This window comes from Paracoccus sp. 22332 (assembly GCF_052045125.1).
GTDB lineage: Bacteria > Pseudomonadota > Alphaproteobacteria > Rhodobacterales > Rhodobacteraceae > Paracoccus > Paracoccus haematequi_A.
This window is the reverse complement of sequence record NZ_JBQEOI010000016.1, coordinates 62,735-72,198: the sequence shown is the minus strand read 5'-3', so window position 1 is coordinate 72,198 and position 9,464 is coordinate 62,735. Positions and strand designations below refer to the sequence as shown.

10 protein-coding genes are annotated in these 9,464 nt (G+C 64.6%); 1 reads left to right on the top strand and 9 read right to left on the bottom strand.

The genetic code is table 11. The annotated features are described in order from the left end of the window. Positions 1–67 precede the first annotated feature (67 nt). Positions 68–825 (top strand): IS5-like element ISPso2 family transposase gene (locus tag ACTJI6_RS15315; protein ID WP_101754952.1). Its coding sequence is split into 2 segments (ribosomal slippage): positions 68–392 and positions 392–825, totalling 759 coding nucleotides; the frame shifts between segments, so codons are not numbered across the junction. Between the two features lie 9 nt (positions 826–834). Here ACTJI6_RS15315 and cueR read toward each other — a convergent pair. The 9 genes from cueR to ACTJI6_RS15270 form a co-directional block, all read right to left on the bottom strand. After that, entirely contained in the window at positions 835–1,242 is a 408-nt protein-coding gene (gene cueR, locus ACTJI6_RS15310; protein ID WP_126155172.1) for a Cu(I)-responsive transcriptional regulator, read from the bottom strand. Positions 1,243–1,353: 111 nt separating this feature from the next. Next, the gene (locus tag ACTJI6_RS15305) at positions 1,354–1,770 is read right to left on the bottom strand and encodes a c-type cytochrome (protein ID WP_126155173.1); all 417 of its coding nucleotides are present in this window, start codon (positions 1,768–1,770) and stop codon (positions 1,354–1,356) included. A 125-nt stretch (positions 1,771–1,895) separates the two neighbouring features. After that, entirely contained in the window at positions 1,896–3,407 is a 1,512-nt protein-coding gene (gene copM / locus ACTJI6_RS15300) for a CopM family metallochaperone (RefSeq protein ID WP_126155174.1), read from the bottom strand. 767 nt (positions 3,408–4,174) lie between these two features. Further along, positions 4,175–6,586, bottom strand: coding sequence for a heavy metal translocating P-type ATPase (locus ACTJI6_RS15295; protein ID WP_440801853.1), 2,412 nt, complete (start codon positions 6,584–6,586; stop codon positions 4,175–4,177). Between the two features lie 312 nt (positions 6,587–6,898). Beyond that, positions 6,899–7,480, bottom strand: a complete 582-nt coding sequence (gene copM / locus ACTJI6_RS15290; protein WP_206436962.1) for a CopM family metallochaperone — start codon at positions 7,478–7,480, stop codon at positions 6,899–6,901. Next, positions 7,434–7,766 carry a four-helix bundle copper-binding protein gene (locus ACTJI6_RS15285; protein WP_126155175.1) on the bottom strand — a complete coding sequence of 111 codons (333 nt, stop codon included), beginning with the start codon at positions 7,764–7,766 and terminating at the stop codon, positions 7,434–7,436. Before ACTJI6_RS15285 ends, copM (ACTJI6_RS15290) begins: the two co-directional genes overlap by 47 nt. Before the next feature lie 1,058 nt (positions 7,767–8,824). Beyond that, complete coding sequence (locus tag ACTJI6_RS15280) at positions 8,825–9,022, bottom strand: hypothetical protein (protein ID WP_126155176.1); 198 nt, start codon at positions 9,020–9,022, stop codon at positions 8,825–8,827. 7 nt (positions 9,023–9,029) lie between these two features. Next, the gene (locus ACTJI6_RS15275) at positions 9,030–9,173 is read right to left on the bottom strand and encodes a hypothetical protein (RefSeq protein WP_164555254.1); all 144 of its coding nucleotides are present in this window, start codon (positions 9,171–9,173) and stop codon (positions 9,030–9,032) included. A gap of 4 nt (positions 9,174–9,177) precedes the next feature. After that, positions 9,178–9,390, bottom strand: a complete 213-nt coding sequence (locus ACTJI6_RS15270) for a hypothetical protein (RefSeq protein ID WP_126155177.1) — start codon at positions 9,388–9,390, stop codon at positions 9,178–9,180. Positions 9,391–9,464 lie beyond the last annotated feature (74 nt).

Here is a 9,464-nt window from a genome sequence, read left to right as displayed (position 1 = left end):
CTAGGGTCAGGATGCATTGATTTCTGTTGCGCTGCGTGATTCACGCCTCCGAAAACGGAGCGGTGACATGAGCGATCTCTTCTGGCTGACCGACGCGCAGATGGCGCGCCTGGCTCCCTTCTTTCCCAGGTCGCACGGGAAGCCCCGGGTTGATGACAGACGGGTGCTGAGCGGGATTATTTTCATCAATCGCAATGGCTTGCGTTGGCGCGATGCGCCCGCCGCGTATGGCCCACATAAGACGCTCTACAGCCGGTGGAAGCGTTGGAGCGAAAAGGGCATCTTCGCGCGGATGATGGCCGGGCTGGCGGCGGAACACGGCGAGAAAACGACCGTGATGATCGACGCAACATACCTCAAGGCCCATCGAACGGCGACCAGCATGGCCGCCAAAAAGGGGGGCGTGGTCGCCTGATCGGTCGAACCAAAGGCGGTATGAACACCAAGCTGCACGCCATCTGCGACAGTCAGGGGCGACCGATCGACCTGTTCGTCACCGCTGGACAGGTCAGCGATTATATCGGCGCTCGGGCCCTGCTGAGTGGCCTGCCAAACGTCAAATGGCTACTCGGGGATCGTGGCTATGACGCTGACTGGTTCAGAGAAGCGTTGCAGGACAAGGGGATACGTGCCTGCATCCCAGGCCGGAAGAAACGCAAGACGCCGATCAAATACGATAAGCGGAGATACAAGCGGCGTAACCGCATCGAGATCATGTTCGGCAGGCTCAAGGACTGGAGGCGCGTCGCGACCCGCTATGACCGATGCCCCAAGGTCTTCCTCTCAGCCATCGCCCTCGCGGCTCTCGTCATCTATTGGTTATGAATCCTGACCCTAGGCCCGGCTGGGGTCAGTGCAATCTCCTGCCAGTGCATCGAGAATCGAGCAATCCGGATGCCCATCGCCCGCACAGCTCTGAACCAACTGCTGCAGGGCAGTGCGCAGCTGCGCCAGATCAGCCAGCCTTTCGTCGACCTGGGCGAGATGGCGCGCGGCGATCTCGCGCACGTCGGCACTGCTGCGGCTCGTGTCTTCGTTCAGCATCAGAAGGTCGCGACAGTCCTGCAGCGAAAAGTCGAGCCGTCGCGCGCGGCTCAGGAAGCGCAGCCGGTGGACATCAGCAGGGCTGAAATGGCGATAGCCGTTCACCCCGCGCTGCGGGGTCACAAGACCGATGTCCTCATAGTATCGGATCGTCTTGGAGGTGAGACCCGACGCCCGCGCGGCTTCGGCGATGTTCATTCCAGTCCTCCCTTGCCCTGAAGGGTGCCACGTGCACCCTGACCAGGGACACGGCAAGAATGCAGCCGGGACCCGCCCCCGATCACGGCCAGGATGCCCAAGATCAGCGATCTAGCGAATGCCGTTTGCAACCTGAACCTCGCGCACGAAGCGGATGATCCCGGCCAGCTCCGGGTCTGTGAGCCCCGGCACCGGAGGCATGTTTCCGAAGGGCCAGTGATGGGCACGCACCCCGTTGCGTGCTGCCAGGACGAAAGCCATGTCGCCGTGGTGGCTCGGCTCATAGATCATGTGGATCAGCGGTGGCGCGATCCCCACCCGCCCCTCGGCATCGATGCCGTGGCAGGATGCGCAGTTGGCGGCGAAGGCCTGCTGACCGGCTTGGGCTTCGGGTGACAACGTGGCCGGCAGGGTTACAGCGACAAGAGCCTGGCCCTCTTCGGCCGGCCTTGCATCGGATTGGCCCCAGAGCCACCAGGCACCGCCTGTGGCGATCGCGGCACTTGCAGCGAGAAGAACAGTTCGCATGATGTCTTTCCTCTGAATGGCTCGCGCGACGGGTGAGCCGCGCGAGCGGTGCCGGAGAGGCTTTGTTCGGTGAGCTGTAGCTCGGACTGGCGCCAGGAAACCCGGCGCCAGATTCTGCGATCCGGTCAGTTCGACGACCCATGGACGATGCCGTTCGGGCGGTCGCCCACCGGCACCGATCCGACGACCTCCTGGCGCGCGACGTCGATGACCGAGACGCTGTCGTCCGCGATGTTGGTCACAAACACGAAGGCGCCGTCCGCTGAAACCGATACGCCATGCGCGCCAGAAGCGGTTTTCAGCGTCCTGGCAACCTCGCCGGTCGCCGTGTCGATCACCGATACGGTGTCGTTCGGCGCGGCTTCGGTCCCCTGGTTGGCGACGTAGACCTGCCTGCCATCGGGGGTGGCGATCATCTGGATCGGATTGGGACCGACCTCGATCCTGTCCGTGACCTCGCGCGTGGCGGTGTCGATCACCGCCACGCGGTTCTCGTCGCGCAGCGAGACATAGACCTTTCCGCCGTCTGGGGTGAAGCCGACCTGGACCGGCGCCGTGCCCACCGGGATGCGTGCCGCCTCGGTCAGGCTGGCCGTGTCGATGACCGAGACTGTGCCGTCCTCGACATTGGCGACGTAAAGCTCGGCGCCATCCGGGCTGAGGCGCAGCCCATGCGGATAGGCGCCGGTCTCGACGCGGGCGGTGACGGCACCTTGGGCCAGATCGACCACCGCCACCTCGTCGCTGCCCGACAGCGAGACGAAGGCGCGCCCCTGCCGGTCGGCCACCACATGGGCGGGATGCGCGCCGACCTCGACCGTGGCCGCGGGCTTCGACAGATCCTGCGGATCGAGCATCACCAGAAGGCCCGCGGTATCGCCGCCCGCATGATCGTGCCCATCCCCGTGGTCGCCACTAGTCGGGGTGCCGACCGCCAGAAGGAAGCGCCCGTCCGGCGTCAGGTCGACGTTATGGGGCGCCACCGGGATCGGCGTTGTGGTCACGGTCCCGGTGCCCAGGTCGAGGGCGCTGATGGAGCTGCCGCCTTCGTCGGCGGACCAGACGGTGCCGCCGGTCCGGCCGAAGTCGATGGCCTCGGACTGGGCCTTCTCCTTCAGCCAGGCTTCCATCTCGGCGATCTCGCGCTCCTGCGCGGCGATGATCTGCTCGGCCCATGCCCTGGTCTGGGGATCATCGCCGTGTTGCTGCACGATCCGGGCCATGTCGATCGCGCCCTGATGATGCGGGATCATGCCCCGCACGAAGGCTGTGTCGGGGTCATCGGCCATGACGCCTTCCATCATCGGCCCGTGCATTGCGTCCATCGCGTCCACATAGGCGCGGGTGAACTCGGGGGCGTTCCCATCGCCGGCAGCTTTCGATGCATCGACCGCACCGTGCATCATCCCGCCCTGCATCATCTGCTGCATGGCACTTAGGCACTCGGCCGGCATGGCCTGCATCATGGTCCGCATCTGGTCAGGCATACCCGGCATCGGCATCGTCGGGGCGGCAGGCGGGGCGGCCTGTTCCTGCGCCTGTGCAGGGTGGTTGGTGTCATGCCCGGCCTGCGCCAGGGCAACAGTCGGCAGCCCGGCTGCGAGGCCAAGGGAAAGGGCGATTGCAGTTCGTTTCATTGCTGTTCATCCATGCTGACGGGAAGGCAGCGTCACGCAGCGGACGCGCGGTTCCCGATGATCGGTGATGGCTGGATGGCGTTTCCGGTCTGTCGACCGAGGCGGCCGGACGGCGTGGACCTGTCAGGCCCGGAACGCCTTCACACGACGATGGATGAACGGGGTGGCCGCAGGATTCCCTCGGGAGTCCGCCCCAAGCGACCCACCAGGATGCCGAGGCGGGTCTCCCCGCCGGAAGGCGGATCGGCCCGGGGGCTCTCCGGCAGAAGGGCGGCGATCGTGCAGAACTGGGCGCAGCAGTCGTCCTGGGAACCCGGCCCACTCCCGCCGGAACCGTCCTGATCTCCGGAAGTCGTCCGGGCACAGCCGGACGGCGCATGAGAATGATCGCAGCCCTGGTCCAAGCTCGCGGCGACAGCCCGCTCGGCATGGTCCGTGTGTGCTGCCGGGAGGGAGTGGGCTCCGGCCTGTAGACCCAGGGCGGCGAAAGCCAGGAACAGGAATGCGGTCGCGAGCCATTGCCTCCAGCAGCCGCGAAGCCCCATGCCCTTTGCCACACCCCTGTTCATCGGACCGTTCGTTCTCTTCCTCTGGACCGTCTCAGGCTTCCTGCCTGCTCAGGAAGCAGGGAAGCGGCCATTTTCCGTCAGTGCCCTCATCACACCACGTCGTGCGGGAAGACGACACCTGAAACCGGCCAGGGCAGGTTGCGACATGATGCCGCCCGTCGAAGGTGCTGACGATCGATTCTGGCCGCCTTCCGGTCATCACAGCTTCACCCCCCGCAGCCGGGACGCGTTCGCGATCACGCTGACCGAGGACAGCGCCATGGCGGCGGCCGCGATGATCGGCGACAGCAGGATGCCGAAGAACGGATACAGCACACCGGCCGCGACCGGGATGCCGAGCGCGTTGTAGATGAAGGCGAAGAACAGGTTCTGGCGGATGTTGCGCATCACCGCCTGCGACAGCCGCCGCGCCCGCACGATACCCGTGAGATCGCCCTTGAGCAGCGTGACGCCCGCGCTCTCCATCGCCACGTCCGTGCCGGTGCCCATCGCGATGCCGACGTCGGCTGCTGCGAGCGCCGGGGCATCGTTCACACCGTCCCCCGCCATTGCCACGACTTCCCCCGCCGCCTTGTGCCGCTGCACGACCTCGCTTTTCTGATCCGGCAGGACCTCCGCCTCGACCTCGTCGATGCCGAGCTGGCGCGCGACGGCCTTGGCCGTCGTCCAGTTGTCGCCGGTGAGCATGACAACCCGGATGCCCTGCCCCTTCAGGGCGGCAAGCGCCTCGGGCGTCGATGGCTTGACCGGGTCCGCAATGGCGAAGATGGCGGCCACCTGCCCATCGACGCCCATGAAGATCGCCGTCGCCCCGTCCTCGCGCAGCCTGTCGGCCTGCTCGGCCAAGGGCGCGACATCGACCCCCTGCTCGGCCAGGAACTTCGCGTTGCCGAGCGCGACGCGCCGCCCGTCGACGGTGCCGAGCGCGCCCTTGCCGGTGGGAGAATCGAAATCCGCGACTGGCGCGGGCGCGATCCCCCGTTCCTCCGCCGCGCGGACGATGGCGAGTGCCAGCGGATGCTCGCTCGCCCGCTCGACGCTGGCGGCCAGGCGCAGGGCTTCCTCCTCAGTGAAACCTGCTGCGGGAACAATGGCCGTCACCGCAGGCCGGCCCTCGGTCAGCGTCCCGGTCTTGTCGACGATGATGGTGTCGATCTTCTCCATGTGCTCCAGGGCCTCGGCGTTCCGGATGAGGACGCCGGCCTGGGCGCCACGCCCGACGCCGACCATGATCGACATGGGTGTCGCCAGCCCGAGCGCGCAGGGACAGGCGATGATGAGGACGGACACGGCAGCGACGAGCCCGAAGGAAAAGCGCGGCTCGGGTCCCCAGATCGACCAGGCAATGAAGGCGAGGAGGGCGACCCCAATCACCGCGGGCACGAACCAGCCCGACACCTGGTCGGCAAGCCGCTGGATCGGGGCACGACTGCGCTGCGCTTCCGCGACAAGCTGGACGATCTGCGACAGCATGGTGTCGCGGCCAACACGGCGGGCCTCGATCACCAGGGCACCGGACTGGTTCATGGTCCCGCCGATCGCCGATGCGCCGATCTCCTTCGTCACCGGCATGGACTCGCCGGTCACCATCGATTCATCGACGGCACTGCGTCCCTCGATCACCTCGCCATCGACCGGCACCTTCTCGCCCGGCCGGACCCGCAGACGATCACCGACATGGACGGTATCGAGCGGAACCTCTTCCTCGGTGCCATCCACGTCGATGCGACGCGCGGTCTTTGGCGCCAGGTCGAGCAGCGCGCGGATCGCGCCGCTGGTGCTCTCGCGGGCGCGCAATTCCAGCACCTGCCCCAGCAGCACGAGCACGGTGATGACCGCGGCCGCCTCGAAATAGACGGCGACCGAGCCGTCATGCTGGCGGAAGGCGTCGGGGAAGATGCCCGGCGCCAGCGTCGCGACGACGCTGTAGATCCAGGCCGCCCCCGTGCCCATGGCAATCAGGGTGAACATGTTCAGGTTTCGCGTGACCAGCGACTGCCAGCCGCGCTGGAAGAAGGGCCACCCGGCCCACAGGACCACCGGAGTCGCGAGGATCAACTGGATCCAGTTCGAGCTGCGTTGGCTGACGAGGTGATCGAGCCCTAGCAGGTGCCCTCCCATTTCCAGCAGGAACACAGGGATCGTCAGCACCAGCCCGATCCAGAAGCGACGGCGCATGTCGATCAGTTCGAGATTGGGCTCGGCTTCCAGGCTGACCAGAACAGGTTCCAGTGCCATGCCGCAGATCGGGCACGACCCCGGCCCGACCTGCCGGATCTCGGGGTGCATGGGACAGGTGTAGATCGTCCCTTCGGGCACGGGCTCGGCCTTGGCCGCCGCCGCGGCCGGGTCGAGGTAGCGCTCCGGCTCGGCCAGGAACTTCGCGCGGCAACCTGCCGAACAGAAGTAATAAGGCCGGCCGGCGTGCTCCGCCTTGTGCTGCGTCGCATGGGGATCGACCATCATGCCGCAGACCGGGTCCTTGATCTGATGCGCGCCGTCACTCGGAGCCGTCGCCGGGGCGTGCGAGTGCTCTGACCCGTGGTGGCTGGAATGAACATGCCCGTGATGGTGATGCTGATGGTCGCCGTCGCGAGAGCTGCTCTCCATGTGGAGGGAGGCTGGGTGTTGGTCTTTGCTCTTGCTGGCCATCATGTACCTCGTTTGGAAGCTACCCGAGAATCGCCCGCGCTTGTCGTGCACCTTCCTGTCGCTGGAAGGTCAAGAAAAATCATGAAGCGGAAGCCGTTGCATCAATCGTCATGATGAACGCTCCTCATTTCGGAGTTTCCCGGAACGACCTGTCGGAACCGGCATGGCCGCCGCGAGACAACCGACATGAGTTCACCTCCTGTAGACGCGCCAGGCACTCCTTGCTGTCGTTGTGGCCGCCGCAGCTTCAAGCTCCGGCGGCCCGAGTCCTTACTGCTGGCCCGCGTTCTTCTCGACCCAGGCGGTCATCTCCTCGATTTCAGGGCCTTGGGCATCAATGATCTTCTGAGCCATCGCTTTCGACTCCTCGTCGTCGCCATACTTCAACTCGACTTCGGCCATGGCGATGGCGCCGGCATGATGCGCGATCATCCCGCAGTGGAAGGCAAGGTCGGGGTCCTTGATGGTGTGGGTGGCCATCATCGGGCCGTTCATCTCCATCATGGCCTGCATGGAGGCCTGCTGGGCCTCATCCATTCCTTCCATGCCGCCCATCATGCCGGACATGTCCATGCCCTGCATCATCCCCGGCATTCCGGACTGCTGGATTGCGTCCTGGCAGCCCTGCGGCAGGATCGACAGGTCCGTCATGGAGCCCCCCTGTCCCGCCATGTGGCCCGCCTGCCCCCCGGTCCCGCTCTCCTGAGCAAGAGCCGCGGGCGCGGCGAGAAGGGCAGCGAAGATGGCGGCTAGCTCGAACTTACGCATGAAGGTTCTCCTTTGATGTAACTGGTTTCTGGTGCGTTCAGGCGGCCATTTTCCGGCAGCTTTCGGCGCACCGGCGGCAGGCATCGACGCATTCCTGCATGTCGCCGACCTGCTCGCAGCTCCGGGCGCACTCCTCGCAGACTTCAGCGCAGACCGCGCAGGTGCGCTTGTGAAGATCGCTGCCCATCAGCATGAAGTTTGCCGAGGTCTGGCAGATCTCGGCGCAGGCTATCATGAGCCGAAAATGCTCCGGCTCGACATGCCGTCCGCCTGCCTCCAGGCAGTGGTTCATGGCCATGCTGAGGCAAACGCCGTGGCAGCGCTGGCAGTCGTCGATGCAGCTCTGCATTTCAGTAGACATCTGGTGCATGTGGCTTCTCCGTTGCGAAAGCGCCGGAAACAGGAAGCGGCGAGCGCGGCGCCAGTCTCACCGCATCGAGGACGCAAGGTGAAAACCTCGCGTTCATTGACCGCAATCCGCCCGTCTGAGGCTTGGGAGTGGGCGCCCACCTCTTCAATCAGGCTTGGCGCTTCACTTCCGATGGAACGCGATCAGATCCGATAGGGGAGCCGTGGAGGACGACGCAGCCCTTCAGGGTCGTGCCCCGCCAATGAGGAGACAACGAACGGGGATTTCGACCGTACGCCCCAAGGCTCGTTCAGATGAATATCCACGTCCGGCATCAGCGCCAGCAGACACGCCTCTCCGCAGCAGGGAGCAGTTCCATCCTTGGCAGTGCCATGCTTGTGGCCGACCGCCGATGAATGCTCATGGTTCCCACCCGGCTCGGCAGGAGTATGACCTGCGATGAGCGATAATTCGGCGGGAGCAACGGAATGGTCGTGGGCGTGGGGAAGTGCGCCTTTGGCAGCTGCACCATGCGCCACGAACATCACGACCGCCAGAATTGCGATTGCACTCGCAAGCTTCTGCCAGACCGACACAACTCTCGTCCTGATGTCGGGTCGTCCCATGGCACAGGAACGCCAACGACGAGGAGTCGTTCCTGCTGGCAAAAGGGAGGTAAAGAAAACGGAGGCTATTCTGCCCATGGCCATAGCCTATCGTGTTCGTTGCAGAACCTGCCGGTTTTAGTAAATTTACTCGGTAAGGAAAACTAAGGAAGCTTACTCGCTTCTGGTGATGATTTTTCTTACTGAAATCGCTCTGGGCCGCGAAGATCGGCTATGCGCAGGTTTTCACCATTGAGCAGAACCTGGGTTAGTATTCGTGATCAACAGCACAGGCTAACGGCAGTTGTGGATGCCCCGGCCGAACCGGGACGACCCGGTTCTTTTCAAGCCTGCCTGAGACCAGATTTGCGGGGTTCAGTGCAGCCTTTGCCGTCGGGCCGTTCGGTCACGCCACCGCTGACGAGTTTAAGATGATCGAAGGGAAGCACCTGCGGCTTCAGGTCCGAATTTGCGCTACTTCCAGACAAAGCGCACTCCGATCCCTTGGGCCGATCTGTCTACGGTGGAGCCGAAGGTCAGGCTCCAGCCGTTCCCGAACGAGTGGGTGTAGTTCGGACCACGCGGTCCCTCGAGATCGAAACCAGGAACCTGGCCGTAGCCGAGGCCGCCGCCGGATATCAGCGCCTGTTCGACACTGTTCAGTTCATGCATCCTTGCCTCACTTCGGTTTGACTTTCAGAAGGTCCGCCAATCCTGGCGGAATGACGCAGCCGCCTTCCGACCTGCCGCCAGAGATCAGCACCGCTTCGTCCGGCCTGATTTCGCGCAGGTTCGAGCAGGCAATTTCCGTATCGCGTGCCATCAAACTACCAGCGATAGTAACGAACGACATATTGGCCGTTGCTGTTGCGCGATCCGATTGCTGCGCCATCGGTCCAGACCGTGCCGCTATAGCCGCCGATCTCGAAGGAAAGGCCACCATCGCCGGACGAACCGACGCTCCAGGCGCCGCCGACCGCATCGAGTTCGGCGGCAGACAGTTCGCGCAGGCTCTCGGTCTGATGTTGAACGGTTGTCATGGCTTCTACCCCTGTCTTGACTGGGCTTGCTTACCCGTTACCAATCATGGGGATCGAGCCGGCCAAGGCATCTA